The sequence below is a fragment of the Rhodococcus sp. 14C212 genome (assembly GCF_011058195.1).
Lineage (GTDB): Bacteria > Actinomycetota > Actinomycetes > Mycobacteriales > Mycobacteriaceae > Rhodococcus > Rhodococcus aetherivorans.
Genome location: NZ_JAALEH010000009.1, coordinates 43796 through 68757, shown reverse-complemented (window position 1 = coordinate 68757; position 24962 = coordinate 43796). Strand labels below are relative to the sequence as shown.

Sequence of the window (24962 nt, the reverse complement as noted above, 5' to 3'; positions counted from 1 at the left end):
CGAACGGCCGCGCGGTCCGAAGCACCGGGTGACGCGGGCGGTGAACGGCCCCCGGGGCGGGGTGCCGAGCCCGCCCGGTCAGCGGCGGGGCCGTGCCGGTGGCCGGCAGCAGTCCGGTGCGCACAGCACGCCGTTGCAGCCGACGCCCAGCAGCGGCTCGGTGCCGCGCCGCACGGGGGCGGCACCGTCGAGGCGTTCGCGCACCAGCTCGCGCACCATCCGCACGAACCGCGGGTCGGGGCCGGCGGTGGCGGCGCGGGCGAACGCCATGCCGAGTTCCGCGGCCCGGTCGCGGGCTTCGGTGTCGAGGTCCCAGACGACTTCGAGGTGGTCGGAGACGAAGCCGACGGGCACGACGACGACCGCGTCGACGCCGCGCGCGTGCAGGGCCTCGAGGTGGTCGACGATGTCCGGCTCGAGCCACGGCACCTGCGGCGGCCCGGAGCGGGACTGCCACACCAGGTCGTGGTCGGCGCTGCCGGCGGCGGTGGCCACCAGGCGGGCCGCCTCGGCGACCTGCCGGCTGTACAGGTGCCCGCCCAGCTCGGGTGGGCCGCCGGCGGCGTCGGCGGCGGTGGGCACCGAGTGGGCGGTGAACACCAGGCGCGCCGCGTCGCGGCGGTCGGCGGGCAGTTGTGCGCGCGCCGCGGCGACCGCGTCGGCGACGGCGTCGAGGAACAGCGGGTGATCGTAGAAGTGCCGCAGTTTGGTCAGCGCGGGCGCGTCGTCGCCGACGGCGGCGCGGGCGCGGGCGATGTCCTCGTGGTACTGCCGGCACCCCGAATAGCCGCCCCACGCCGAGGTGGGAAACACCAGCGCGCTGCGCACCCCGTCGTCGCGCATGGCCGCGACGGTGTCCTCGATGATCGGGTGCCAGTTGCGGTTGCCGAAGTAGATCGGCAGGTCCAGCCCGGCGGCGGCGAAGTCCGCCTCGAGGCGCGCGATGAGGTCGCGGTTGAGGGCGTTGATCGGCGAGACACCCCCGAAGTGCAGGTAGTGCTCGGCGACCTCGTCGAGGCGTTCGGGCGGCACGCCGCGGCCGCGGGTGACGTTCTCGAGGAACGGGCGCACGTCGTCCGGCCCTTCCGGACCGCCGAACGAGAGCACCAGCAGTGCGTCGTACGGCTCGGAGGTACGGGTCATGGCTCGACCCTAGGCGCCGGCACCGAAGCCGACCTGGGAATGGAATCCCCCGTCGACGTAGACGATCGACCCGGTGGTGCCGGGCAGCCAGTCGGACAGCACCGTGCACACGGTCTTCGCGACGGGCGTGGGGTCCTCGACGTCCCAGCCGATCGGGGCCGCCGCGGACCAGCCCTCGTTGAGCCGGTTCATCTCGGCGCCGGGTCCGGTGGCGTCGCCGGCGATCGCCTTGGCGGCGAGGGTCTTGATCGGGCCGGCGGCGACGAGGTTGGAGCGGATGCCGCGGCCGCCGACCTCCTTGGCGACGTAGCGGTTGACGGACTCGAGGGTGGCCTTGGACACGCCCATCCAGTTGTAGAACGGGACGGCGCGGGCGGGGTCGAAGTCCATGCCGACCAGGGAGGCGCCGTCGTTGAGGACGGGCAGCAGGGCCTTGGCGAGCGCGGCGTAGGAGTAGGCGGAGACCTCGAGGGCGACGGCGACGTCGGTCCACGGCGCGTCGAGGAACGGGCTGCCCAGGCAGGAGCGCGGGGCGAAGCCGATGGAGTGCACGACGCCGTCGAGGCCCTCGGGGGCGAGCTCGCGCACCCGGTCGGCGAGGGTGTCGAGGTGGGCGGTGTTCTGCACGTCGAGCTCGAGGGCCGGGGGCACCGGCTGCGGCAGCCGCTGCGCGATGCGGTCGATCAGGCGCAGCCGGTCGAAGCCGGTGATGACGACCTTCGCGCCCTGTTCCTGCGCGACCTTCGCGGTGTGGAAGGCGATGGAGGCGTCGGTGATGATGCCGGTGACGAGAATGGTCTTGCCCTCGAGCAGTCCGCCCATGAGTGTGTCGGTCCTCCAGTGAGTTTCGGATGTGGTGGCGTGCGTGCCGGCGTCAGTGGCCCATGCCGAGGCCGCCGTCGACGGGGATGACCGCGCCGGAGACGTACGCGGAGTCGTCGGAGGCCAGGAAGCTCACGACCGCGGCGACGTCCTCGGGCCTGCCGAGACGCTGCAGCGGGATGAACTTCTTCGCGGTGTCGCGGACGTCGTCGGAGAGTTCGGCGGTCATGTCCGTCTCGATGAAGCCGGGCGCGACGACGTTCGCCGTGATCGATCGCGAGCCGAGTTCACGGGTCACCGAGCGGGCCAGGCCGATGACGCCGGCCTTCGAGGACGCATAGTTGATCTGCCCCGCCTGACCGGCCATGCCGACGACCGAGCCGAGGAAGATCATCCGACCCCAGCGCCCCCGCAGCATCGCGCGGTTGGCGCGCTTCGCGCACCGGAACGCACCGGTGAGGTTGGCGTCGACGACCTTCGTGAACTGGTCCTCGGTCATCCGCATCAGCAGCGTGTCGTCGGTGATGCCGGCGTTCGCGACCAGGACCTCGACCGGCCCCTGGTGCTCCTCGACCTCCTTGAACGCGGCGTCGACGGACTCGCTATCGGTGACGTCGCACCGGACGCCGAACAGTCCGTCCGGGGCGCCGGAGCCGCGGTGGGTGACGGCGACCTTGTGGCCGTCCGCCTGCAGGCGGCGCGCGACGGCGAGGCCGATGCCGCGGTTGCCGCCGGTGACGAGAACCGAGCGGGGGGTGGCCGCGGGGCGCGGCGATCCGGCGGGGCTGCTTGCGTCAGTCATGGGGTCAAACCCTATCTGGTGGCGGTACGGGTCGGTAACAAGGCGCCCGCGGTGACGGCGCGCGGGCCGCGGCGCAGGTCAGGGCAGGCGTTGGCGCAGCAGCAGGGCGGCGGCGACCCCCCCGGCGACGGCGAGGACACCGAGGATCAGCCACGGGCGGCTGGCGTCCCCGCGGGTGGTCTCGTACCCGATCTGTTCCTCGAGGGTGTTGTAGGCGTCCTCGAGTTCCTGCAGGTTCGACGCGGTGAAGAAGGTGCCGCCGGAGAGGCTGGCGATCTCCTTCAGGGACGGGTCGTCCACCGGCACCGGGATGCGTTCGTCCTCGATCGTGACGGTGCCGTACTCGGTGCCGAAGGAGATGGTCGAGACGGGCACGTCCTTGTCCGCGGCCTGCCGGGCGGCGGTGAATCCACCGCGCGGGTCGTCGGGGCTCTCCGGGACGGTCTGCTTGCCGTCCGACAGCAGCACGATCCGCGCCGGGGGTGCCTGGTCGCCGCCGCCGAGCACCGCGGCGAGGGTGTCGACGGACTGCAGGGCCGTGAAGATCGCCTCGCCGGTGGCGGTGCGCTCGCTCAGCTGCAGGTTGTCGATCGCGGTCTTGGTGGCCTCCCGGTTGGTGGTCGGCGAGACGAGCACCGAGGCGGTGCCGGAGAACGCCACCAGACCGAGGTTGATGCCGGGAGTCAGGTCGTCGGCGAACGACTTGGCGGCCGCCTGTGCGGCGGCGAGGCGAGTGGGCTCGACGTCGGTGGCCTGCATCGACAACGACACGTCGATCACCAGGACGACAGTGGCGCGGTTGCGTGGGACCCGCTGCTCGGCGGTGGGCCCGGCGGCGGCGACGGTGAGCAGCGCCAGCCCCGCCAGCAGCAACGCGACCGGGACGTGCCGGCTGCGGCCGGGCCTCTGGGGTGCGACCTTCTCGAGCAGCTCGAGGTTGGTGAACCGCAGCGTGTGCCGCATCCGACGGCGTTGCACGGCTACGTATCCGACGGCGAGGGCCCCGACGACGAACAGGAACAGCAACCACCACGGCGCGGTGAAGTCGGAGATGCTCACCGGCCCCCCTTCACCGGGGCGCCGAAGCTGTGGCGACGGGCGGCGACGAACCGGACCACGTCGTCGATCCAGTTGCGGTCGGTGCGCAGACTCAGCATCGGGGCACCGCAGCCGCGGACGGCCTTGCGCACGGCGGCGTGGTGCTCGGCGGCGGCGCGGGCGTAGTCGGCGCGCAACTGCGCGCTCGTGGTGAACTCGCGGGTGTGCCCGGTCTCGGGGTCGTGCAGCACGACGTCGCCGAGGTCGGGCAGTTCGAGGTCGCGGCGGTCGAGGACTTCCACCGCGAGCAGGTCGTGCCGGCCGGACAGGGCGCGCAGCGAGCGTTCCCAGTCGATGGGGCCGAGGAAGTCGCTGACGACGACGGCCAGGCCGCGGCGACGCTGCGGGCGCCGCAGCGACTCGATCAGCCCGCGCAGGTCCCCGCGGGTGCCGTCGGGGGCGTGCGGGGTCGTCGCGATCGAGCGGAGCATCGCCTGCGTGTGCAGCTGGCCGCCGCGGGCCGGCACGCGATGGGTGCGTGCCCCGGTGCTCACCACGGCGCCGATCCGGTTGCCGCCGCCGCCGGCGAGGTAGCCGACCGCGGCGGCGGCCGCCACGGCGAGATCCCGCTTCTCGCAGACCCCGGTGCCGAAGTCGAGGCTGGGCGAGAGATCGATGGCCAACCAGGTCTCGAGTTCGCGGTCGGCGACGGTCTGCCGCACGTGCGGGTGGGTGGTGCGGGCGGTGACGGACCAGTCCATCTGCCGCACGTCGTCGCCGGGCTGGTACTCGCGGGCGTCGCCGGGCTCCGAGCCGGGTCCCGGGATGAGCCCGAGGTGGTCGCCGTGCAGCACCCCGTCGAGGCGGCGCCGCACGGTCAGCTCGAGGGTCCGCAGCGCCGCCGTGAGGGCGGGGTCACGCAGCTCGCCGGAACGGAAGGTCGGCGGGGTCACCGGGGGGCGTCGGCTCACCGCTGCCCCGCACCCGCCTCCGGCCCGGTCACGCCTGCCGCCGGCGCGGCCGCGGCCCCGACCGGGACCGGGGCGGGCGGGTTGGCCTGCGGAGCGACCTGCGGCATGCCGACGGTCTGCAGGATGCGGGCGATGATCTGGTCGGGCGTGACGTCGTCGGCGAGGGCGTCGTAGGACAGCACCAGCCGGTGCCGCAGCACGTCCGGGATGATGTCGAGAACGTCCTGCGGCACGACGTAGTCGCGACCGCGCAGCAGCGCCAGGGCGCGCGCGGCGGCGATGATGCCGAGGGTCGCCCGCGGGGAGGCCCCGTAGGCGATCCACCCGTCGACCTCGGTCAGGCCGATCTCGCCGGGGGCGCGGGTGGCGAAGATGACGCGCACCACGTAGTCGACGAGGGCGTGGTGGACGAACACGCGGTTGGCGACCTGCTGCAGGCGGATCAGCTCGTCGCTGTCGAGGACCTGCTTGGGTTCGGGTGCGGCCACCCCCATGCGGTAGACGATCTCGCGTTCCTCCTCGACCGTGGGGTAGTCGACGAGGACCTTGAACAGGAACCGGTCGCGCTGTGCCTCCGGCAGCGGATACACGCCCTCGTTCTCGATCGGGTTCTGGGTGGCCATCACCAGGAACGGGTCGGGCATGGGGAAGGTCCTGCCACCGATCGTGACGTGCCGCTCGGCCATCACCTCGAGCAGCGCGGACTGCACCTTCGCCGGGGCCCGGTTGATCTCGTCGGCGAGCACGAAGTTCGCCACGACGGGCCCGAGTTCGGTGTCGAACGCTTCGCGGCCCTGCCGGTAGATGCGGGTGCCGACGAGGTCGGTCGGCACCAGATCGGGGGTGAACTGCACGCGGGAGAACGAGCCGCCGACGACCTTCGCGAACGTCTCGACCGCGAGGGTCTTGGCCACGCCCGGAACACCTTCGAGCAGCACGTGGCCGCGGGCGAGGACGCCGACGAGCATCCGCTCGACGAGCCGGTCCTGACCGACGATCACCCGTTTGACCTCGTAGATCGCCTGCTCGAGCAGACGCACATCGTGTGCCTGGTCCGACGTGCGTGCCGTGTCCCCGGCCGCGGCCGCCGGGGCGGTCTTTGCGTCCGACGTCGCCGTGCCCGCCGTGCCACCCTCGCGTGAGGTCACCAAGAATCCACCGCTTTCGCCTAGGTCGTTCCTGCTCGAAGTCGCCTACCGACACCACTATTCCAGGTGCCGGACGCCCCCGCCGTCGCCGAGCCGACGTCCGCGGTCACCGGCGTCGAGCAAGCCCGCCTCCGGCCGGGCCGAAGCGCTGCCTCAGGACACCATCCGTACCACGTACGGGGTCATGCCGTCCCAGCGTACCGGTGAGATCTTCACGTGCGAACCCGACTGGGGCGCTTCGATCATCTGCCCGTCGCCCAGGTAGAGGCCCACGTGCTGGCTGGCGTTCGGGCCGTAGAAGATCATGTCGCCGCGGCGCATCTCGGCCGACGGCACCTGCTCGCCCGCGGTGTACTGGTAGCCGGTGTAGTGCGGCAACGAGATCCCGATCCCGGCGAATGCGTAGATCATCAGCCCGGAGCAGTCGAAGCCGACCTTGTTGTAGTCGCCGTAGCTGTCGGCGACGCCGCCGTCGCGGATGCCGAGGGTCGGACCGTTCTCGTCGCCACCACCCCAGGCGTAGGGCACCCCCATCTGCGACATCGCCCGGTCGATCACCGTTTCGACGGCGGCGGTGCCGCTGAGGGTCGAGCCCGGCTTCGGAGTGGTCCTGGGCCGGCTGCGGGCAGGCGGAGACGTGGTGGTGTCCTCCTCCTCGACCGGGTCGGCGCGGTCGGGGATCGTCGAGTCCTCGGCGTCGGACTCGTCGCTGCCGTCGGTCGACGAGTCGCCCGATCCCTCGGTGCCGTCCCCGGATCCGTCGGTGCCCGAATCGTCGGTGCCCGAATCGTCGGTGCCCGATCCGTCGGTGCCCGATCCGTCGGTGCCCGATCCGTCGGTGCCCGATCCGTCGGTGCCCGATCCGTCGGTGCCCGATCCGTCGGTGCCCGATCCGTCGGTGCCCGATCCGTCGGTGCCCGAATCGTCGGTGCCCGATCCGTCCTGCTCGGGCGTGGTGCGGCCCGGCCGGGCGGTGGTCGCGTCGGAGGTGGGTGGCAGCGGCGACTCGAAGCCGACCTCGGACTCGCCGGATTCGGCGGCCGCGGGCTGGGGCCGCACGTAGCCGTCGATCTGGGTGTGGGGCCGCTGCCCGTTGGCCAGTTCGGCAGCGCGGGCGCGGGCGTCGGCGTCGGCGGCGACGCGGCGGGCGGCGTCGGCCGCCGCCTGCCGGACGGCGGTCTCGGCCGCGGCCGCCGCGGCCTCCTCGGCCTGCCGCTGCCGATCCCACTCCGCGTACTGCGCGCGCTGGCCCTCGAGCCCGGTGACGGTGCCGCGGGCCCGGTCGAGTTCGGCCTGCGCCTGCGCGCGGTCCTGTTCGATGCGCTGCTTCTCGGCCGTCTGCGCGGACAACGCGGTGCGCGCCTCGGCAATGGCCGTCTCGGCGGCGGCCCGACGTTCCTCCGCCGCCGCGGCGGCGGCGTCCGCCTCCTGCTTGCTGGCCCGCGCCCGCGAGTCCCGGTTGGCCTGCTCGGTGCGGGCGCGTTCGAGGGCATCGAGGACGACGGTGCGGCCCGCGGAGAGCAGGCGCATGATCTGGGCACGGTCGAGCAGGTCGTCGGGACCGGTGGAGCCGATGAACGAGGCGAGGGAGGCGACATTGGTGCCCTGGACGTAGCTGTCGCGGGCGAACGCGTCGAAGTCCTGCTGCGCCTGACGGATCCGGGTGCCCGCGTCCTTCAGCGCCTGCTGCGACAGGGCGACCGCGTGAGCGGCGGCGTCGGCGGCGTCGCGGGCGGACTGCAGGTCCACGAGGGCGCGGTTGACGTTCTCCCGCTTGACCGCGACCTGATTCTCGAGTTCGGCGAGTTGCTGGTCTGCGGTGGCGATCCGGAGGATGAGGCCGCCCACCTGGTCCACCCCGGCGGCGACGGCCACCCCGGCGGCCGCGAGATCGGCGTCGCTGGGATTCGGCGGCGGGGGCGGTATCGCGCCGGCGGACGCGGCGGTACCCGCGATCAGGGAGGCGGCCAGGCCGAGACCGAGCACCAACCGGGTCGTGCGGGACAGTCGGCGTCTTCGGGGCGTCCGCGACGGCTGTCGGGACATCGCCTGCCGTATACCGCTACGCCTCACATCGCCCTCCCTCGGTCGCGCCGGCGGGACGCACCCGAGCGCAACCTGGAAAGGGGTCGCCGCAGCGGCGATCCACCGCGGACGAGACCGCGGTTGCACCGCTCGGCAGCCCGGCGTCGCCCCACGGCTCGCACCGCGACCCGACTCCGGGTATGTGTGACACCCCTTCCCCAAGAGCGCCAAGTGCACCGTACGACACTTTGCACCCCGAGGAAACTCCAGTCACAAATAACAGAAGGGTAATTCGCCGTCTGTCAACGCCCTGAACTGTGACGACGGCCACAGTGGTGGGTGGGAAAATTCTCGGCGCGGTCCGGTCAGCGGGCGGGCCGGTCGGCAGCGACCGGCTCGGCCGCGGCGGTGTCGCCGCGGCGACGGACCGCTTTGGCGAGGTACGTGGCCCCCGCCGCGCCCGCGACCACGAGCAGCAGCAGCACCGTCAGCAGCGTCCAGGGCGGCGCGGGCTCGGTGAGTGCGTCGACGAAGTTGGACGCCGAGACGACCGGATCGCCGGTGTAGGTGCGGTCCTGCGCGGACTCGAGGAGTACCCGGTCGATGCTGTCGCTGTGGGCGCCGGCCCAGCCGGGGCTCAGCACGAGCACGGTACCGCCGTCCTCGCCGGCCACGTCGGTCGCGAGGTCGCGCAGTTGCGAGTCGAGCCGGGGGTCGCGGTCGAGCACGACGATGCTCAGGTCGATGCCGTGCTGCTGCGCGCGCTCGACGACGGCGACCAGGTCGTCGACGCGGTCCGGGGGTGCCGAGACCTGGTCGTCGGCGAGATCCACGAGGACCTGCTCGAGCGAGACACCCGGGGGGAGGTCGGTGGCCGACGGTGTCAGGACACGTGACAGGGGCGCAGACATCTCTCTCCGTGGGGCTCGACGGCCGCCGCTCGTGCGGCGCCGTTCGTACCCTACGCGACGGTGCCGCGGCGGCGGCCGGACGCCGGATCGGCGGTTGTGTCCCATCGGTTCACAGGACAAGCGTACTGTTAGACTTGCCGCGAGACGCCTCCGACGCCGTCCGGCCCTGTTCTGCGGCCCGGCTCGGCTCCGGGGCCTCGCTTCGGCCGTCGACACAGCCCCGTCGGCGGCGAGCCTCATCGACGAGTGGAGCTGACGTGAGCACCAGTATTGATTCGTTCGGCGCCAAGGGGACGCTGGAGGTCGGAGAGAACTCGTACGAGATCTTCCGCCTCTCGGCCGTTCCGGGCACCGAGAAACTCCCTTACGCACTGAAGGTTCTCGCCGAGAACCTGCTGCGCACCGAAGACGGTGCGAACATCACCGCCGATCACATCCGCGCCATCGCGAGCTGGGATCCGTCGGCCGAGCCGAGCGTCGAGATCCAGTTCACGCCCGCCCGCGTGATCATGCAGGACTTCACCGGCGTGCCCTGCATCGTCGACCTCGCCACGATGCGCGAGGCGGTCGAGACCCTGGGCGGCGACCCGAACAAGGTCAACCCGCTGGCCCCCGCTGAGATGGTCATCGACCACTCCGTGATCATCGACGTCGCCGGCCGCGCCGACGCCTTCGAGCGCAACGTCGACATCGAGTACCAGCGCAACGGGGAGCGCTACCAGTTCCTGCGCTGGGGCCAGGGCGCCTTCGACGACTTCAAGGTCGTCCCGCCCGGCACCGGCATCGTCCACCAGGTCAACATCGAGCACCTCGCGCGCACCGTCATGGTCCGGAACGGCCAGGCCTACCCCGACACCTGCGTCGGCACCGACTCGCACACCACCATGGTCAACGGCCTGGGCGTGCTCGGCTGGGGCGTCGGCGGCATCGAGGCCGAGGCCGCGATGCTCGGCCAGCCGGTCTCCATGCTCATCCCGCGCGTGGTCGGCTTCAAGCTCACCGGTGAGATCAAGCCGGGCGTGACCGCCACCGACGTGGTCCTCACCGTCACCGAGATGCTGCGCAAGCACGGTGTCGTCGGCAAGTTCGTCGAGTTCTACGGCAGGGGCGTCGCCGAGGTGCCGCTGGCCAACCGCGCCACCCTGGGCAACATGAGCCCCGAGTTCGGCTCCACCGCGGCGATCTTCCCGATCGACGAGGAGACCGTGAACTACCTGCGCCTGACCGGCCGCAGCGACGAGCAGCTCGCCCTCGTCGAGGCCTACGCCAAGGAGCAGGGCCTGTGGCACGACGCGGATGTCGAGCCGCAGTACTCCGAGTACCTCGAGCTCGACCTCGGTGACGTGGTTCCGTCCATCGCCGGGCCGAAGCGCCCGCAGGACCGGATCCTGCTGTCGGAGTCGAAGAGCGCCTTCCGCAAGGACATCCACAACTACGTGGAGGAGCACCACCCGGCCGACCACACCCAGCTCGACGAGGCCGTCGAGGAGTCCTTCCCGGCGTCCGACCCGGTCGCCCTGTCCTTCGCCGACGACGGTGCAGTGGACGTGCAGTCGGCCGCGAACGGCTCCGAGGGCCGGCCGACCAAGCCGGTCAAGGTCGTCTCCGAGGAGAAGGGCGAGTTCGTCCTCGACCACGGCGCCGTCGTGATCGCCTCCATCACCTCCTGCACCAACACCTCGAACCCGTCCGTGATGCTCGGCGCCGCGCTGCTCGCCCGCAACGCCGTCGACAAGGGCCTGTCGGCCAAGCCGTGGGTCAAGACCTCCATGGCGCCCGGCTCGCAGGTCGTCACCGACTACTACGAGAAGGCCGGCCTATGGCCGTACCTCGAGAAGCTCGGTTTCTACCTCGTCGGCTACGGCTGCGCCACCTGCATCGGCAACTCCGGCCCCCTGGACGAGGCGATCAGCAAGGCCATCAACGACAACGACCTGACGGCCACCGCGGTACTCTCCGGCAACCGCAACTTCGAGGGTCGCATCTCCCCCGACGTGAAGATGAACTACCTGGCGTCCCCGCCGCTGGTCATCGCCTACGCCCTCGCCGGCACGATGGACTTCGACTTCGAGCACGACGCCCTCGGCCAGGACGCCGACGGCAACGACGTGTTCCTGAAGGACATCTGGCCCTCCGCCCAGGAGATCCAGGACACCATCGGCTCCGCGATCAGCCAGGAGATGTACGTCAAGGGCTACGCGGACGTGTTCAAGGGCGACGAGCGCTGGCGTGGCCTGCCCACCCCGGAGGGCAAGACCTTCGAGTGGGATCCCAAGTCCACCTACGTGCGCAAGCCCCCGTACTTCGAGGGCATGCCCAAGACCCCGGCTCCGGTCACGGACATCAAGGGGGCGCGGGTGCTCGCGCTGCTCGGCGATTCGGTCACCACCGATCACATCTCCCCCGCCGGCAACATCAAGGCGGGCACCCCGGCCGCGCAGTACCTCGAGGCCAACGGTGTCGAGCGCAAGGACTTCAACTCCTACGGCTCGCGGCGCGGCAACCACGAGGTGATGATCCGCGGCACGTTCGCGAACATCCGGCTGCGCAACCAGCTCCTCGACGACGTCTCGGGCGGCTACACCCGCGACTTCACGCAGGACGGCGGCCCGCAGGCGTTCATCTACGACGCGTCGCAGAACTACCAGAACGCCGGCATCCCGCTGGTCGTGCTGGGCGGCAAGGAGTACGGCTCCGGTTCCTCGCGGGACTGGGCCGCCAAGGGCACCAGCCTGCTCGGCGTCAAGGCCGTCATCACCGAGTCGTTCGAGCGGATCCACCGCTCCAACCTCATCGGCATGGGTGTCGTCCCGCTGCAGTTCCCCGCCGGCGAGTCGGCCGCCTCGCTGAAGCTGAACGGCACCGAGGTCTACGACATCGAGGGCATCGAGAAGCTCAACGAGGGCGTCACCCCGAAGACCGTCAAGGTCACCGCGACCCGGGAGAACGGCGAGAAGGTCGTCTTCGACGCGGTCGTGCGGATCGACACCCCCGGTGAGGCGGACTACTACCGCAACGGCGGCATCCTGCAGTACGTGCTGCGCAACATGATCAAGGGCTGACGTCCGAGATCGGTTCACCGCACACGCAGTGCACCGGCGGCGGGCTCGGGGCGTCTCGTCTCGGGCCCGCCGTCTCTTCCCCGAAAGGACGTTCGCGGTGCCCAAGGTCAGTGAGGACCACCTCGCCGCGCGCCGGAGTCAGATCCTCGCCGGCGCGCGACGGTGCTTCGCCGAGTTCGGCTACGACGGCGCCACGGTGCGCCGCCTCGAGGACGCCACGGGACTGTCCCGCGGCGCGATCTTCCATCACTTCAAGGACAAGGACGGGCTGTTCCTGGCGCTGGCCCAGGAGGATGCGGCGCGGATGGCCGACGTCGCCGCCGAGCAGGGTCTCGTGCAGGTGATGCGGGACATGCTCGCCTCACCGGAGCAGTTCGACTGGCTGGGCACCCGGCTGGAGATCACCCGGCGCCTGCGCACCGACCCGGACTTCGCGAAGAAGTGGACGCAGCACTCCGCCGAGCTGACCGAGGCGACGGTGGGCCGGCTCGAGCGGCAACGCGAGGCCGGCCGGCTGCGCGACGACGTGCCGACCGAGGTGGTGCTCGGCTACCTGGACCTGGTCCTCGACGGCCTCATCGCGCGGCTCGCCTCGGGCACCGCCGACAGCGAACTGTCGGCGGTACTGGACCTGGTCGAGGAGTCCGTGCGACGGACCGCCGCCGGCTGACCCGCTCAGGTCGAGGCGCGCGCCGCGCTCCGCCGGTTCGGTCCGCCCCGGCCCCGCAGCGCCACATGGGACTCCACGAGCACGTTGTGCACGAAACCGTAGGAACGGCCCGTCTCCTGCGCCAGCGTCCGGATGCTCGCCCCGGCCTCGTATCGGCGTTTCAGTTCCGCCTGGAGACGGTCACGCGATTCCCCCGTGACCCGTGTGCCCTTGGTCAGTACATTCCCGGCGTGCTCGGATTTGCGTGCCATCGGATCCTCCCGTCGGCTCGGCAAGGCCCCGCTTCCAGGCTAGTGGACAGGGCGGGGTGCCGGGAGGAATCGCGCAGGTCCGGGCCGCGGCCGCACCCCGGGCCGGCAAGAGCGGCCCCGGGTACTCCCGCGAACGGTCACGCGGGGCCGGTCCTCACGCCAGCTGGATCAGCTCCAGGTACTCCTGCGACCAGTGGTCCTCGGAGCCGTCCGGCAGCAGGATCACCCGCTCCGGGTCGAGCGCCTCGGCCGCGCCGGGATCGTGGGTGACCAGCACGACCGCACCGGCGTAGCTGCGCAACGCGTCGAGCACCTGCTCCCGCGAGACCGGATCCAGGTTGTTGGTCGGCTCGTCGAGCAGCAGCACGTTCGCCGCGGAGGACACCAGTCCGGCCAGCGCCAGCCGGGTCTTCTCGCCGCCGGACAGCGTCCCGGCCGGCTGGTCGAGCTGCGGGCCGGTGAACATGAACGCGCCGAGCAGTCCCCGCAGGTCCTGCTCCCCCGCGTCCGGCGCCGCGTGCCGGATGTTCTCCCACACCGTCGCGTCGTCGTCGAGGGTGTCGTGCTCCTGGGCGAAGTAGCCGATCTTCAGGCCGTGTCCGGGCGCCAGCCGGCCCGCGTCCGGGGTCTCCACCCCCGCGAGCAGGCGCAGCAGCGTGGTCTTGCCGGCACCGTTGAGACCGAGCACGACGACGCGGCTGCCCCGGTCGATCGCCAGGTCCACGCCGGTGAAGATCTCCAGCGAGCCGTACACCTTCGTCAGGCTCTCGGCCATGAGGGGGGTCTTGCCACACGGGGCCGGCTCCGGGAACCGGATCTTGGCCACCTTGTCGGCCACCCGCACCTCGTCGAGCTCGGCGAGCAGCTTGTCGGCGCGCTTGGCCATGTTCTGCGCCGCGACGGCCTTGGTGGCCTTCGCGCCGAGCTTGGCCGCCTGCTGCCGCAGCGCGGACGCCTTCTTCTCCGCATTGGCGCGTTCGCGGCGACGGCGCGCCTCGTCGGTGGCCCGCGCGTCGAGGTACTTCTTCCAGCCCATGTTGTAGATGTCGGCCTCGCCGCGCACCGCGTCGAGGAACCACACCTTGTTCACGACGTCGGCGAGCAGGTCCACGTCGTGGCTGATGACGACCAGGCCGCCGTCGTGGTTCTGCAGGAATCCGCGCAGCCAGGTGATCGAGTCGGCGTCGAGGTGGTTGGTGGGCTCGTCGAGCAGCAGGGTGGTGGTGGACTTGCCGGAGCCGTCGGAGGCGGCGAACAGGATGCGGGCGAGTTCGACGCGGCGGCGCTGCCCACCGGACAGGGTGCGCAGGGGCTGGCCCAGCACCCGGTCCGGCAGTCCGAGACTGGTGCAGATCCGGGCGGCCTCGGACTCGGCCTCGTACCCGCCGAGGGCCGAGAAGCGTTCCTCGAGCGACCCGTACTTGCGCACCGCCCGGTCCCGCACGTTCTCGTCCACGGCCTCGGCCATGACGGCCTGCTGCTTCTCCATCGCGCGCAGGATCTCGTCGAGGCCGCGGGCGGAGAGCACGCGGTCCTTGGCCAGGACGTCCAGGTTGCCCTCGCGCGGATCCTGCGGCAGGTAGCCGAGGTCACCGGAGCGGACGACCGCGCCCGCGTACGGCTCGCCCTCCCCCGCGAGGATGCGCAGGGTGGTGGTCTTGCCGGCACCGTTGCGCCCGACCAGCCCGATCCGGTCGCCGGGCTGCACCCGCAGCGCCGGCCCCGGCGCCGAGAGCAGCGTCCGCACGCCGGCGCGGACTTCCAGATCGGTGGCGGTGATCACGCGTGAGGCTCCTCGGGGACGACTCGGATTGGCTGCCCATGATGCCGCAGGGGCAGGCGCACGAACCATTCATTTTACCGTGTTCACCCGGGAATGCCGGGGTGAGATGCGCTACGTTCGCCGGCATGACGACTTCCCCCGACACCGCCCCCGGTTCCGACCTCACGGGCCGCGCGGCGCTGGTCACCGGAGCGAGCCGCGGAATCGGCAAGGCGATCGCCGCGGCGTTGCTCGCCCGCGGCGCGCACGTGGCCCTCACGGCCCGCAAGGCCGAGCCGCTCGCCGAGGCCGCCGGCGAGCTGCGTGCCCTCGGGCACGGCGGGCAGGTGCTCGAGCTGCCCGGGAACGCCGGGGACGCCGACGCCCGCGCCGCGGCGGTGCGCCGCACCGTCGCCGAACTCGGCGGGCTCGACATCCTGATCAACAACACCGGCATCAACCCCGTCTACGGGGCGCTGATGGACGCCGACCTGGACGCCGTCCGCAAGATCTTCGACGTCAACGTCGTCGCCGCGCTGGGATTCGTGCAGCAGGCCTACCGCGCATGGATGGCCGAGCACGGCGGCTCCGTGGTCAACGTCGCGAGCGTGGCGGGCCTGCGCTCGACCGGCGTGATCGCCGCGTACGGGGCGTCGAAGGCGGCGCTGATCCGGCTGACCGAGGAACTGGCCTGGCAGCTGGGGCCGGGCGTGCGCGTCAACGCCGTCGCGCCCGGGGTGGTGAAGACGAGGTTCGCGGCCGCGCTCGTCGCCGGCGGTGAGGACACCGCCGCCGCCCGATACCCGATGGGCCGCCTCGGCACACCCGAGGACGTCGCCGCGCTGGTCGCGTTCCTGGTCTCCGATGCGGCCGGGTGGATCACCGGGGAGACTGTGCGGGTGGACGGTGGACTGCTGGCGACGGGAGCGATGTAGCGAGTGATCGACGCGGAGGTGGTGGTCGTCGGGCTCGGGCCGGCGGGGCGTGCGGTGGCGCACCGGGCGGCCGCCGCGGGTCTCGACGTGCTGGCCGTGGATCCGCAGCCGGATCGGCCGTGGACTGCGACGTATGCGGCGTGGCTCGACGAGCTGCCGGCGTGGCTGCCCGCCTCGGTGCTCGCGACGCGGGTGGACGAGCCGGCGGCGTGGACGGTGCGGCCACACCGGATCGAGCGCCCCTACGGCGTGTTCGATGCATCTGCGCTGCAGCGAAGCCTGGGGCTGGAGCCGGCGCGGGTACGCGCCGCCCGCGTGGACGCCGTGGCCCCGGATCGCGTCACCCTCGCGGACGGCACGGTGCTGCGGACCCGGAGTGTGATCGACGCGCGCGGCGTGCCCGCCGACCGCTCCCGCGCCCAGCAGACCGCCTTCGGCGTGACGGTCGACACCGCTACCGCCGCACCCGTGCTGGAGGGCCGCGCCGCATGGTTCATGGACTGGCGGCGCGACAACCGCACCCGTTCCGGGGATGCGCCGTCGTTCCTGTACGCGGTGCCGCTCGGCGGCGGCCGGGTGCTGCTGGAGGAGACCTGCCTGGTGGGGCGGCCCGCCATCCCGCTCGCCGAGCTGCGGCGCCGCCTCGAGGCACGGCTCGCCGCACGCGGGGTCACGCTGACCGGGACGGAGCCGGTGGAGCGGGTGCGGTTCGCCGTGCAACCCCCGCCGGGGTCGGCGCGCGGGGTGGCCCGGTTCGGCGCCCGCGGCGGGCTGATGCACCCGGGCACCGGCTACGCGGTGGCGGCGTCGCTGGCGGCAGCCGATCCGGTGGCGCACGCGCTCGCCGGGGGCCGCAGCCCCACGGCGGCATTGTGGTCCCCGTCCGCGCGGGCGGTCGCGCAGTTGCGTGCCTCGGGGCTGCGGGTGCTGCTGGGACTACGCCCGGATCAGACCCCGGCGTTCTTCGCGGGGTTCTTCACGCTGCCACCGGAACGCCAGCGTTCCTACCTGTCGGGCCGCACCGACCTCGGCGGGACGGTGGCGGCGATGACCCGGATGTTCGCGACGGGTTCGCCGGCCCTGCGCGGGGCGATGCTGCGCGCCCTGTGGTGACGAGTTCGCCCGGTTCCGCGCGGCGGGCGCCGATCTCGATCATGATGGAACCATGCGTTCGATCTGGAAGGGTTCCATCGCGTTCGGGCTGGTGAACGTGCCGGTGAAGGTGTATTCGGCCACGGAGAGCCACGACATCCGGTTCCACCAGGTGCATGCGAAGGACGGCGGGCGGATCAAGTACGACCGGATCTGCACCGAGTGCGGCGAGTCGGTGCCCTACGCCGAGATCGACAAGGCCTACGACTCCGACGAGGGCGTGCGCGTCGTCCTCACCGAAGAGGACTTCGACAAGCTGCCCGTCGCGGAGAAACACGAGATCCCGGTGCTGCAGTTCGTCCCGACCGAGCAGATCGACCCGATCCTGTTCGAGAAGTCGTACTACCTCGAACCGGACTCGTCGTCGCCGAAGGCGTACACGCTGCTGGCCGAGACGCTCACGCAGACCGATCGCACCGCACTGGTGCACTTCACGCTGCGGCAGCGCACCCGGCTGGCGGCGCTGCGCAACCGCGACGGCGTGCTCGTGCTGCAGACCCTGCTGTGGCCGGACGAGGTGCGGGCGGTGTCGTTCCCGGTGCTCGACGACGCGGAGCCGCCGAAGCAGAAGGAACTGGCGATGGCGGAGATGCTCGTCGAGTCGATGGCCGACGACTTCCGCCCGGACGAGTTCACCGACGAGTATCAGGTCGAGCTGCGGTCGCTGATCGACGACATCATCGCCCGGGGTGGCGAGAAGGTGCTGCCGGTGACCCCGGCGGGGGAACCCGCCGCCGAGGACGCCGAGGTGCTGGACCTGGTTGCTGCGCTGCAGCGCAGCGTGGACGCCGCCGCGGGCGGCGACGAGTCGGGCGCCGCCGCGCCCCCCCGGGGCTCGGCGGCGAAGAAGACGCCCGCCAGGAAGAGTGCCGCGAAGAAGGCGCCGGCGAGGAAGGGCGCGGCCGAGAAGTCCGCCGCGAAGAAGTCGGCGGCGAAGAAGACCACCGAGAAGGCCCCCGCGAAGAAGTCTACCGCGCGCAAGCGGGCCTGAGGCCTCGGCACCGGCCGGGGCCTCAGGTGTCGGGTGGGTGCCGGCCGCGGCCGGCACCGCATCTCAGTCCAGTCCGTCGCCGAGGCGGCGCAGGAGCGCCGTGAGCTGCTCGACGTCGGCCGGGTCCCATGCGGACAGCCGGCTACGCCACCGCGCCGTCTGCTCGCGCTGCAGCGCGGTCAACCGCTCCCGGCCTTCCGGGGTGAGCGCGACGAGCCGCGCCCGCGCGTCCTGCGGGTCCGTCGTCCGCTCGACCAGGCCGAGCCGAGCGGCGGCGTCGATACGCCGCGTCAACGTCGACTTCTCGATGGCGAGATCGGCGAGCAGCTCCGACATCGCCACCGCGTCGGCGCGACCGAGCAGCACCAGCAGCGGGTAGCACGCCGGATCCAGCCGGGGGTGGACGGCGCGGGCCCGCTCCCCCATCTGTTCCCGGCCGCGGCGCATCAGCGCCATGAACTCGTGTTCGAGGGCGGTGATCGGATCCGGGGAGCTGCCGGCCTCCGGATCCGGAGGCGCCGGGGAGCCGTGCCGGGGCACTTGCCGGGTCAGACGGTGAAGCCGAGCGCGCGCAGCTGCTCGCGACCGTCCTCGGTGATCTTGTCCGGTCCCCACGGCGGCATCCACACCCAGTTGATGCGCAGCTCGTCGCACAGGCCGCTGCGGACGAGAGCGTTGCGGGACTGGTCCTCGATCACATCGGTGAGCGGGCAGGCCGCCGACGTGAGCGTCATGTCGATGGTGACGGCCTCGTCGTCCTCGGTGATGCCGTAGACCAGGCCCAGGTCGACGACGTTGATTCCGAGCTCGGGATCGACGACGTCACGCATCGCCTCCTCGAGCTCCTCGAACCGCTCGGGGTCGAGGGCGGGGGCCGCGTCCGGGGCTGCGGCGGTGGTCTCGTCCGCCGGGGTCACGGGTTCGGTCATCAGTTCTGTCCTCCGCTGGCTACGGGTGCGGTCCTGGGGATGCTGTCTCCGACAGCGGTGCTGGGGGTGCTGGGAGTGCCGTCTCCGACAGCGGTGCTAAGGGTGCCGTCTCCGACGGCGGTGCCGTCGGCGATCTGCACGACGGCGTCCTTGAAGGCCATCCAGCCCAGCAGCGCGCACTTCACGCGCGCCGGGTACTTCGAGACGCCGACGAAGGCGATGCCGTCCCCGAGTACGTCCTCGTCGCCCTCGACGGCTCCGCGGCTGCCGACCATCTCCGCGAACGCGTCGACGGTGGCCAGGGCGCGGTCCAGCGGCTCCCCGATCACCTGGTCGGTGAGCACCGAGGTGGACGCCTGGCTGATCGAGCAGCCCTGCCCGTCGTAGGAGACGTCCGCGACGGTGCCGTCGTCGGCGAGATGCACCCGCAGCGTCACCTCGTCGCCGCACGTGGGGTTCACGTGGTGCACCTCCGCGCCGTAGGGCTCGCGCAGACCCCGGTGGTGCGGGTGCTTGTAGTGGTCCAGGATGACCTCCTGGTACATCTGCTCCATCCGCATCAGCGCGCTCCGAAGAAGTCCTGGGCCCGGCGGATCGCCGCGCCGAGCGCGGCCACCTCGTCGAGCGTGTTGTACACGGCGAAGGAGGCGCGGGCGGTCGCCGCGACCCCGAAGCGGCGGTGCAGCGGCCACGCGCAGTGGTGGCCGACGCGGATCTCGACGCCCTCGTCGTCGAGGATCTGTCCGAGATCGTGCGCATGGATGCCGTCGACGACGAACGACACGGCCCCGCCGCGCTGCTCGGCCGTGGTGGGGCCGACGATCCGCACACCGTCGATGCCGGCGAGTTCGGCGAGGGCCGCCGCGGTGAGCTCGTGCTCGTGCGCGGCGACGGCGTCCATCCCGATCTGCTGCAGGTACCGCACCGCGGCCCCGAGACCGACGGCCTGCGACGACATCGGCGAGCCGGCCTCGAAGCGCTGCGGCGGCGGCGCGAACGTCGATGCCTCCATGGTGACGGTCTCGATCATCGAGCCGCCGGTGATGAACGGCGGCACGTCGGCGAGCAGCTCACGGCGGCCGTAGAGGACGCCGACGCCGGAGGGGCCGAGCATCTTGTGGCCGGAGAACGCGGCGAAGTCGACACCGAGCGCGTGGAAGTCCACGCTCATGTGCGGCACGGACTGGCAGGCGTCGAGCACGACGATCGCGTCGACGGCCTTCGCGCGCCGTACCAGCTCCTCGACCGGCGCCACGGCCCCGGTGACGTTGGACTGGTGGGTGAAGGCGACGACCTTGACCCGGTCGGTGAGTTCGAGGGAGTCGACGTCGATGCGGCCCTCGTCGGTCACGCCGAACCAGCGCAGCGTCGCGCCGGTGCGGCGGGCGAGTTCCTGCCAGGGCACCAGGTTGGCGTGGTGCTCGAGTTCGGTGACGACGATCTCGTCGCCGGGCCCGAGGCGCCGCGGGAACCGGGCGTCGGCGAAGGCGTAGGCGACGAGGTTGAGCGATTCGGTGGCGTTCTTGGTGAACACCAGCTCGTCGGAGTCCGCGCCGACGAAGTCGGCGATCACGGCGCGGGCGCCCTCGTAGGCGTCGGTGGCCTCCTCGGACAGCTCGTGCGCTCCCCGGTGCACGGCCGCGTTGCAGGTGGTCAGGAACGCGCGTTCGGCGTCGAGGACCTGCGTCGGGCGCTGCGAGGTGGCCCCGGAGTCGAGGTAGACCAGGGGCTTTCCGTCGCGCACCGTGCGCCCGAGGATCGGGAAGTCGGCCCGGATCCGGGCGACGTCCACCGTGGGCACCTGCACCGTCATCGGCTCACTGCTCCTTACTTGTCGGCACCCGCGGCCGCGGCGGCGGCCTGGGTGAAGCGCACGTAACCGTGGGTCTCGAGTTCCTCGGCCAGCTCCGGGCCACCGGACTCGACGACGCGGCCGCCGACGAACACGTGCACGAACTGCGGCTTGATGTAGCGCAGGATGCGGGTGTAGTGGGTGATCAGCAGCACGCCGCCGTGCTCGCGTTCCTGGTAGCGGTTGACGCCCTCGGACACCACGCGCAGGGCATCGACGTCGAGGCCGGAGTCGGTCTCGTCGAGGATGGCGATCTTCGGCGCGAGCAGGCCCAGCTGCAGGATCTCGTGGCGCTTCTTCTCGCCGCCGGAGAAGCCCTCGTTGACGGAGCGGTCGCCGAACGCCGGGTCGATGTCGAGTTCGGTCATCGCCGACTTGACCTCCTTGACCCAGTGCCGCAGCTTCGGCGCCTCGCCGCGGACCGCGGTCGCGGCGGTGCGCAGGAAGTTCGACATGGACACGCCCGGAACCTCGACGGGGTACTGCATGGCCAGGAACAGGCCGGCACGGGCCCGCTCGTCCACGCTCATCGCGAGCACGTCCTCGCCGTTGAGGGTGATCGACCCGGAGGTCACCTCGTACTTGGGGTGGCCGGCGATGGCGTACGACAGGGTGGACTTGCCCGACCCGTTGGGGCCCATGATGGCGTGCGTCTCCCCGGACCGGACGGTGAGGTTCACGCCCTTGAGGATGTTGATCGGCTCGGCGTTGTCGTCGGTCTGGGCGACGCGGACGTGCAGGTCCTTGATCTCGAGGACGTTCTGCTCGGGGGACATGTCGGTAACGGTTCCTTCGCGAATATGGGAGAACGGGTGGGGGTCAGGCGCCGACGGCGGCGAGCTCGGCCTCGATGGCGGCCTCGAGCCGCTCTCGGACGGCGGGCACGGTGATCTTCTCGACGAGTTCGTGGAAGAACCCGCGGACCACCAGGCGGCGCGCCTGCTCCTCGGAGATGCCGCGGGCCCGCAGGTAGAACAGCTGCTCGTCGTCGAACCGGCCGGTGGCGCTGGCGTGACCGGCGCCGACGATCTCGCCGGTCTCGATCTCGAGGTTGGGCACCGAGTCGGCGCGGGCACCGTCGGTGAGCACCAGGTTGCGGTTCAGCTCGAAGGTGTCGGTGCCCTCGGCCTCGGCGCGGATGAGCACGTCCCCGATCCACACGGTGTGCGCGTCCGGCTTGCCGGAGCCCGGGTCGCCCTGCAGCGCACCCTTGTACACCACATTGGACTTGCAGTGCGGCTGCGCGTGGTCCACGAGCAGGCGCTGCTCGAGGTGCTGCCCGGCGTCGGCGAAGTACAGACCGAGCATTTCGGCGTCGCCACCGGGCGCGTCGTACCGGACGGTCGGCGACACGCGCACGAGGTCACCGCCGAGGCCGACGGTGAAGTGCCGCAGCACGGCGTCGCGGCCGAGGCGGGCGTGGTGGGCCGTCACATGTACCGCGTCGTCGGCCCAGTCCTGGATGGCGACGATATTCAGGCGCGAGCTGTCGCCGAGGACGAACTCGACGTTCTCGGCGTAGGTGCCGGATCCGCGCTGGTCGAGGACGACGGTGACCGACGCGAACGGCTCGAGCCGCACCTGCAGGTGCCCGAACGCGACCTTGCCCTCCCCGGGGCCGGTGACGGTGATCGTGACCGGCTCGGTGACCTCGACCTCGCGGCCGACGGTGACGACGGTGGCGGTGGTGAAGCCCGAGTAGGCCTGGGCGGCGACACGGTCGGCCGGCACGCCGCCCCGGCCGAGGCGGGCGTCGTCGCGGCCCACGGTCTCGACCTGCACCCCCTCGACGGGGGTGACCTCGACGGTGGTGGCGCCGTCGGCGACCGCGGTGCCGTCGTGCAGGCCCCGCAGCCGGCGCAGCGGGGTGAACCGCCAGGCCTCGTCGCGACCGGAGGGGATCTCGAAGGCGTTCACGTCGAACGACGTGAAGACCTCCCCCTTGTTGACGGCCGGCCCGCGGGCGGTCTTGATCGCGGGCCCGGCGGCGTTCTCCGAGCGCGCGGCTCCCTGCACCCCGGTGGCGGTGGGGGTGTTCTTCGCTTCCGCAGTCATTTAGCCGACTGCCCCTTCCATCTGCAGTTCGATCAGGCGGTTGAGCTCGAGCGCGTACTCCATCGGCAGTTCCTTGGCGATGGGCTCGACGAAGCCGCGCACCACCATCGCCATCGCCTCGTCCTCGGTCAGTCCGCGGCTCATCAGGTAGAACAGCTGGTCGTCGGAGACCTTGGAGACGGTCGCCTCGTGGCCCATCGTCACGTCGTCCTCACGGATGTCGACGTACGGGTAGGTGTCCGAGCGGGAGATCTGGTCGACGAGCAGCGCATCACACTTGACGGTCGACTTCGACCCGTGGGCGCCCTTGTTGACCTGGACCAGGCCGCGGTAGGAGGCGCGACCGCCGCCGCGGGCCACCGACTTCGACACGATGGTCGAGGAGGTGTGCGGCGCCAGGTGCAGCATCTTCGCGCCGGTGTCCTGGTGCTGGCCCTCGCCGGCGAACGCCACGGACAGCACCTCGCCACGGGCGTGCTCACCCATCATCCACACGGCCGGGTATTTCATGGTGACCTTGGAGCCGATGTTGCCGTCGATCCACTCCATCGAGCCGCCGGCCTCGACCTTGGTGCGCTTGGTGACGAGGTTGTAGACGTTGTTCGACCAGTTCTGGATGGTCGTGTAGCGGCAGTGCCCGCCCTTCTTGACGATGATCTCCACCACCGCCGAGTGCAGCGAGTCCGACTTGTAGATCGGTGCGGTGCAGCCCTCGACGTAGTGCACGGAGGCGCCCTCGTCGACGATGATCAGGGTCCGCTCGAACTGGCCCATGTTCTCGGTGTTGATCCGGAAGTAGGCCTGGAGCGGGATGTCGACGTGCACGCCGGGCGGGACGTAGATGAACGAGCCGCCCGACCACACGGCGGTGTTCAGCGCGGAGAACTTGTTGTCGCCGGCCGGGATGACCGACCCGAAGTACTCCTTGAAGATCTCCGGGTGCTCGCGCAGGCCGGTGTCGGTGTCGAGGAAGATCACGCCCTGGGACTCGAGATCCTCACGGATCTGGTGGTAGACCACCTCCGACTCGTACTGCGCGGCGACACCGGCGACGAGGCGCTGCTTCTCCGCCTCGGGGATGCCGAGCCGGTCGTAGGTGTTCTTGATGTCCTCGGGCAGCTCTTCCCAGCTCGCGGCCTGCTTCTCGGTGGAGCGCACGAAGTACTTGATGTTGTCGAAGTCGATGCCCTCCAGGTTCGAGCCCCACACCGGCATCGGCTTCTTCTCGAAGGTGCGCAGCGCCTTGAGGCGGATGTCGAGCATCCACTCGGGTTCGTCCTTCTTCGCGGAGATGTCGCGCACGACCGCCTCGGACAGCCCTCGCTGGGCCGTGGCGCCAGCGGCGTCGGAATCCGACCAGCCGTAGCCGTAGTGACCGAGGGACGCGATGGTCTCCTCCTGTGTCAGCGGCGCGCCGGCCGACGCCTGATCCGATGTGACGGTCATGTGAGCTCCTTCCGGAGTCTTGTTCGGTGCCGGCGAGGGCTGATCGCCGGCGGACAACGTGTTGCTCTGTCGGGGGAAGCGGGTCGTGCTCAGGTTTTTCCGATGTCCGGCGGCAGCACCGGGACGTGCGTGGTGCAGAAGCTGTCACCGTTGGCGATGGTCGCCAGCCGCTGCACGTGGGTGCCCAGGAGCTCGGTGAACGCCTCCCGTTCGGCCTCGCACAGCTCCGGGAACTGCTCGGCCACGTGCGAGACGGGGCAGTGGTGCTGGCAGATCTGCACGCCGGTGCCCACCCGCCGGGTCGACGCCGCGAACCCCGCGTCGGTGAACGCCGCCGCGATGTCCTCGGCGGTGGCTTCGATCTCGGTGGCGCTCCCGGACTCCGCGGGCGTGACCCCGCCGAGGATGGACTGCACGCGCCGCCGGGCGAAGTCCTCGACGGCGGCCTCGCCGCCGACCTCCCGCAGGTGCCGCATCGCAGCGCTGGCGAGGTCGTCGTAGGAGTGTCCCAGCCGGGCCCGGCCCACCGCGGTGAGCTGGAATCGGCGCGCCGGCCGTCCCCGTCCCCGGCGTTCCCGCCGCGGCGGCGGAGCAGCCTGGGCCTCGCCGGTGTCGATGAGGGCGTCGAGGTGGCGGCGCACCCCGGCGGCGCTCAGGCCGAGCCGGGCACCGATCTCGGTGGCCGTGATCGGCCCCTCCTCGAGCAGCAGCTGCACCACCGCCGCCCGGGTCTGACCCTCGTGCGTGCCCGGCGCCTGGGTGACCGGGAACGCGGCGACAGGCGTGTGACCTGCGCGTTCCTCATGCACCGGGGCAGCGGACGTCGTTTTCACAACACCAGTGTGACGGAATTCCCCGGGCCGGTCTACAAAGGGTGCCCTATCTAACTGGCGGCGGGGCGCCGGTTCCCGGCCCCGCTACGCTGCTCGGGTGCCGTCGTCCACCGTGGAACCCGACCCCACCGGCCCGGCGCCGAGCCGCCGCGCCGCGGACCTCG

23 protein-coding genes are annotated in these 24962 nt (G+C 71.6%); 5 read left to right on the top strand and 18 right to left on the bottom strand.

Annotated elements, in window-relative coordinates; all coding sequences use genetic code 11:
* Window positions 1–78: 78 nt before the first annotated feature.
* From G6038_RS06900 to G6038_RS06865, 8 genes are all read right to left on the bottom strand, one after another.
* Entirely contained in the window at window positions 79–1143 is a 1065-nt protein-coding gene (locus G6038_RS06900; RefSeq protein WP_165036879.1) for a ferrochelatase, read from the bottom strand.
* Window positions 1144–1152: 9 nt separating this feature from the next.
* The gene (gene inhA, locus G6038_RS06895; protein WP_165036877.1) at window positions 1153–1965 is read right to left on the bottom strand and encodes an NADH-dependent enoyl-ACP reductase InhA; all 813 of its coding nucleotides are present in this window, start codon (window positions 1963–1965) and stop codon (window positions 1153–1155) included.
* 52 nt (window positions 1966–2017) lie between these two features.
* Complete coding sequence (gene fabG1 / locus G6038_RS06890; protein ID WP_165036875.1) at window positions 2018–2767, bottom strand: 3-oxoacyl-ACP reductase FabG1; 750 nt, start codon at window positions 2765–2767, stop codon at window positions 2018–2020.
* Between the two features lie 78 nt (window positions 2768–2845).
* Window positions 2846–3826 (bottom strand): VWA domain-containing protein, encoded by a 981-nt coding sequence (locus G6038_RS06885; RefSeq protein ID WP_165036873.1) that lies wholly within the window; start codon window positions 3824–3826, stop codon window positions 2846–2848.
* Window positions 3823–4776 carry a DUF58 domain-containing protein gene (locus G6038_RS06880; protein ID WP_165036871.1) on the bottom strand — a complete coding sequence of 318 codons (954 nt, stop codon included), beginning with the start codon at window positions 4774–4776 and terminating at the stop codon, window positions 3823–3825. Before G6038_RS06880 ends, G6038_RS06885 begins: the two co-directional genes overlap by 4 nt.
* On the bottom strand, window positions 4773–5924 hold the full coding sequence (locus G6038_RS06875) for a MoxR family ATPase (RefSeq protein ID WP_165036869.1): 1152 nt from the start codon (window positions 5922–5924) through the stop codon (window positions 4773–4775). Before G6038_RS06875 ends, G6038_RS06880 begins: the two co-directional genes overlap by 4 nt.
* Before the next feature lie 153 nt (window positions 5925–6077).
* Window positions 6078–7910 (bottom strand): NlpC/P60 family protein, encoded by a 1833-nt coding sequence (locus G6038_RS06870; RefSeq protein WP_346772758.1) that lies wholly within the window; start codon window positions 7908–7910, stop codon window positions 6078–6080.
* A gap of 404 nt (window positions 7911–8314) precedes the next feature.
* Window positions 8315–8860 carry a DUF6676 family protein gene (locus G6038_RS06865; protein ID WP_165036865.1) on the bottom strand — a complete coding sequence of 182 codons (546 nt, stop codon included), beginning with the start codon at window positions 8858–8860 and terminating at the stop codon, window positions 8315–8317.
* 257 nt (window positions 8861–9117) lie between these two features.
* Between G6038_RS06865 and acnA the strand changes: the two genes are divergently transcribed.
* Window positions 9118–11922 (top strand): aconitate hydratase AcnA, encoded by a 2805-nt coding sequence (acnA, locus tag G6038_RS06860; RefSeq protein ID WP_165036863.1) that lies wholly within the window; start codon window positions 9118–9120, stop codon window positions 11920–11922.
* Window positions 11923–12019: 97 nt separating this feature from the next.
* Window positions 12020–12592, top strand: a complete 573-nt coding sequence (locus G6038_RS06855; protein ID WP_165036861.1) for a TetR/AcrR family transcriptional regulator — start codon at window positions 12020–12022, stop codon at window positions 12590–12592.
* A gap of 5 nt (window positions 12593–12597) precedes the next feature.
* On the opposite strand, the gene G6038_RS06850 is transcribed toward G6038_RS06855, so the two are convergent.
* Both G6038_RS06850 and G6038_RS06845 read right to left on the bottom strand, forming a co-directional pair.
* Window positions 12598–12843 (bottom strand): helix-turn-helix domain-containing protein, encoded by a 246-nt coding sequence (locus G6038_RS06850; protein WP_165036859.1) that lies wholly within the window; start codon window positions 12841–12843, stop codon window positions 12598–12600.
* 154 nt (window positions 12844–12997) lie between these two features.
* Window positions 12998–14626: an ABC-F family ATP-binding cassette domain-containing protein gene (locus G6038_RS06845; RefSeq protein ID WP_006939277.1), complete on the bottom strand. Its 1629-nt coding sequence runs from the start codon at window positions 14624–14626 to the stop codon at window positions 12998–13000.
* Window positions 14627–14751: 125 nt separating this feature from the next.
* On the opposite strand from G6038_RS06845, the gene G6038_RS06840 reads away from it, so the two are divergent.
* From G6038_RS06840 to G6038_RS06830, 3 genes are read left to right on the top strand one after another with little or no spacing between them, the layout of a single operon-like run.
* On the top strand, window positions 14752–15540 hold the full coding sequence (locus G6038_RS06840; RefSeq protein ID WP_165036857.1) for an SDR family oxidoreductase: 789 nt from the start codon (window positions 14752–14754) through the stop codon (window positions 15538–15540).
* A gap of 3 nt (window positions 15541–15543) precedes the next feature.
* A complete protein-coding gene (locus tag G6038_RS06835; protein WP_165036855.1) occupies window positions 15544–16653 on the top strand; it encodes a lycopene cyclase family protein in 1110 nt (369 codons plus the stop codon).
* A gap of 52 nt (window positions 16654–16705) precedes the next feature.
* Window positions 16706–17683, top strand: a complete 978-nt coding sequence (locus G6038_RS06830) for a Ku protein (RefSeq protein ID WP_165036853.1) — start codon at window positions 16706–16708, stop codon at window positions 17681–17683.
* Window positions 17684–17746: 63 nt separating this feature from the next.
* Here G6038_RS06830 and G6038_RS06825 read toward each other — a convergent pair whose 3' ends face one another.
* The 8 genes from G6038_RS06825 to G6038_RS06790 all read right to left on the bottom strand — a co-directional run bounded on the left by G6038_RS06825 (window position 17747) and on the right by G6038_RS06790 (window position 24798).
* A complete protein-coding gene (locus G6038_RS06825; protein ID WP_165036951.1) occupies window positions 17747–18139 on the bottom strand; it encodes a MarR family transcriptional regulator in 393 nt (130 codons plus the stop codon).
* A gap of 92 nt (window positions 18140–18231) precedes the next feature.
* Entirely contained in the window at window positions 18232–18612 is a 381-nt protein-coding gene (locus G6038_RS06820; protein ID WP_165036851.1) for a metal-sulfur cluster assembly factor, read from the bottom strand.
* Window positions 18612–19172, bottom strand: a complete 561-nt coding sequence (gene sufU, locus G6038_RS06815; RefSeq protein WP_165036849.1) for a Fe-S cluster assembly sulfur transfer protein SufU — start codon at window positions 19170–19172, stop codon at window positions 18612–18614. The genes G6038_RS06820 and sufU overlap by 1 nt, the downstream gene beginning before the upstream one ends.
* Complete coding sequence (locus G6038_RS06810) at window positions 19172–20425, bottom strand: cysteine desulfurase (protein WP_165036847.1); 1254 nt, start codon at window positions 20423–20425, stop codon at window positions 19172–19174. Before G6038_RS06810 ends, sufU begins: the two co-directional genes overlap by 1 nt.
* 14 nt (window positions 20426–20439) lie before the next feature.
* On the bottom strand, window positions 20440–21240 hold the full coding sequence (gene sufC, locus G6038_RS06805) for a Fe-S cluster assembly ATPase SufC (RefSeq protein WP_165036845.1): 801 nt from the start codon (window positions 21238–21240) through the stop codon (window positions 20440–20442).
* Window positions 21241–21283: 43 nt separating this feature from the next.
* Window positions 21284–22519 carry a Fe-S cluster assembly protein SufD gene (gene sufD, locus G6038_RS06800; protein ID WP_165036843.1) on the bottom strand — a complete coding sequence of 412 codons (1236 nt, stop codon included), beginning with the start codon at window positions 22517–22519 and terminating at the stop codon, window positions 21284–21286.
* Window positions 22520–23965 (bottom strand): Fe-S cluster assembly protein SufB, encoded by a 1446-nt coding sequence (gene sufB, locus G6038_RS06795; protein WP_006939262.1) that lies wholly within the window; start codon window positions 23963–23965, stop codon window positions 22520–22522. It abuts the gene before it with no gap.
* Between the two features lie 89 nt (window positions 23966–24054).
* On the bottom strand, window positions 24055–24798 hold the full coding sequence (locus tag G6038_RS06790) for a metalloregulator ArsR/SmtB family transcription factor (RefSeq protein WP_346772757.1): 744 nt from the start codon (window positions 24796–24798) through the stop codon (window positions 24055–24057).
* Between the last annotated feature and the right edge of the window lie 164 nt (window positions 24799–24962).

Bases quoted from the DNA above. Each gene is read 5' to 3' on its own strand.
- G6038_RS06900 (WP_165036879.1), bottom strand. From the start codon at position 1,143: ATGACCCGTACCTCCGAGCCGTACGACGCACTGCTGGTGCTCTCGTTC.
- inhA (WP_165036877.1), bottom strand. From the start codon at position 1,965: ATGGGCGGACTGCTCGAGGGCAAGACCATTCTCGTCACCGGCATCATC.
- fabG1 (WP_165036875.1), bottom strand. From the start codon at position 2,767: ATGACTGACGCAAGCAGCCCCGCCGGATCGCCGCGCCCCGCGGCCACC.
- G6038_RS06865 (WP_165036865.1), bottom strand. From the start codon at position 8,860: ATGTCTGCGCCCCTGTCACGTGTCCTGACACCGTCGGCCACCGACCTC.
- G6038_RS06850 (WP_165036859.1), bottom strand. From the start codon at position 12,843: ATGGCACGCAAATCCGAGCACGCCGGGAATGTACTGACCAAGGGCACA.
- G6038_RS06840 (WP_165036857.1), top strand. From the start codon at position 14,752: ATGACGACTTCCCCCGACACCGCCCCCGGTTCCGACCTCACGGGCCGC.
- G6038_RS06830 (WP_165036853.1), top strand. From the start codon at position 16,706: ATGCGTTCGATCTGGAAGGGTTCCATCGCGTTCGGGCTGGTGAACGTG.
- G6038_RS06825 (WP_165036951.1), bottom strand. From the start codon at position 18,139: ATGGCGCTGATGCGCCGCGGCCGGGAACAGATGGGGGAGCGGGCCCGC.
- G6038_RS06820 (WP_165036851.1), bottom strand. From the start codon at position 18,612: ATGACCGAACCCGTGACCCCGGCGGACGAGACCACCGCCGCAGCCCCG.
- sufU (WP_165036849.1), bottom strand. From the start codon at position 19,172: ATGCGGATGGAGCAGATGTACCAGGAGGTCATCCTGGACCACTACAAG.
- G6038_RS06810 (WP_165036847.1), bottom strand. From the start codon at position 20,425: ATGACGGTGCAGGTGCCCACGGTGGACGTCGCCCGGATCCGGGCCGAC.
- sufC (WP_165036845.1), bottom strand. From the start codon at position 21,240: ATGTCCCCCGAGCAGAACGTCCTCGAGATCAAGGACCTGCACGTCCGC.
- sufD (WP_165036843.1), bottom strand. From the start codon at position 22,519: ATGACTGCGGAAGCGAAGAACACCCCCACCGCCACCGGGGTGCAGGGA.
- sufB (WP_006939262.1), bottom strand. From the start codon at position 23,965: ATGACCGTCACATCGGATCAGGCGTCGGCCGGCGCGCCGCTGACACAG.